At 65.9% G+C, this 1,363-nt stretch carries 1 protein-coding gene; it reads left to right on the forward strand.

The window, feature by feature from the left end:
- Window positions 1-1,363: beta-ketoacyl reductase (locus MSIMFI_RS26495; protein ID WP_191499905.1), on the forward strand; the 1,363-nt coding region annotated here is incomplete at both ends.

Consider the following 1,363-nt stretch of genomic DNA (forward strand, 5'->3'; position numbering starts at 1 on the left):
CCCCCACCCTGCGCGACAGCCTGTTCTGCCTGAACTGGCCCGCGCTACCCGGCGACACCTTCCCCCAAGCCGCGGTTTCACCCACCTGGATCGTCGTCGCCGCTGACCCGCACCACCTACCGCCCGGCCTGCACCAGGCCCCGATCCACCCCGATCTAAACCACCCCGACCTCAACGACACCGATCTGGTGATCTGGGCGCTGCCTATTTCTGAGGAATCCGAGCACGACGCGCTGCCGCGCATACACACCCTGACCCAGCACGTGCTAACCCAGCTACAACACTGGCTGACCCGCCCCGACACCCTCCACACTCCGCTGGTCATCTTGACCTGTCACGCGATAGCGACCAGCATCCATGACCGGGCCCCGAACCTCGCCCACGCCGCAGCCTGGGCATTGATCCACACCACCCAAAACGAACACCCCGGCCGCATCAACCTCATCGACACCGACCCCGCCGCTGACGAGCGCCTGCTGATCAATGTCCTTGCCGCCCTGGGCCACACCCCCACCGAACCCCAACTCGCCCTACGCCACGGCACAGCTCATATCCCCCGCCTGACCCGAACCACCACCCTCACACCACCACCCACCCCTACCTGGGATCTCGAGGGCACGGTGTTGATCACTGGTGGTAGCGGGGCGCTGGCTGGGGTTTTCGCCGAGCACCTGGTTACCAAGCACGGGATACGGCATCTGCTACTGGTATCGCGCCGCGGCCCCGACGCCCCAGGCGCCACCGAGTTCCACCAACGTTTAACGGATCTCGGCGCACACGTAACTTTCACCGCCTGCGATACCAGCAATCCCACCGAGCTGGCCACACTGCTGCAATCCATCCCCACCCAACATCGATTGATCGCAGTCATCCACGCCGCCGGCATCCTCGCCGACGCCGTCATCACCGAACTCACCGAGACCCAACTCGACACCGTGCTGGCCGCCAAAGCCGACACCGCCTGGCATTTACACCAGTTGACCGCCACCCAAGACCTGGCAGCATTCGTTGTGTTCTCCTCGGCCGCAGCCACTTTGGGCAACCCGGGACAAGCCAACTACGCCGCGGCCAACGCCGTCCTCGATGCCCTGGCCCACCAACGACACCGCCAACAACTACCGGCCACCAGCCTGGCGTGGGGCTACTGGCAAACCCCTTCCGGGATGACCGCCCACCTCAGTCAGCTCGATCAAGCCCGCATCGGCCGCGCCAGCCTGACCCCGATCTCCACCGAACACGGTCTGGCCCTGTTTGACGCCGCCCTCACCCACCAGCAACCCGCCCTGGTCCTAGCGCCGCTCAATCTGCGCGCACTGGACCGTCTGGGCCGCACCAACACCTTGCCCCCGATCCTGGCGGCACC

It is taken from the genome of Mycobacterium simulans (genome assembly GCF_900232995.1).
In the GTDB taxonomy this organism is placed as follows: Bacteria; Actinomycetota; Actinomycetes; order Mycobacteriales; family Mycobacteriaceae; genus Mycobacterium; species Mycobacterium simulans.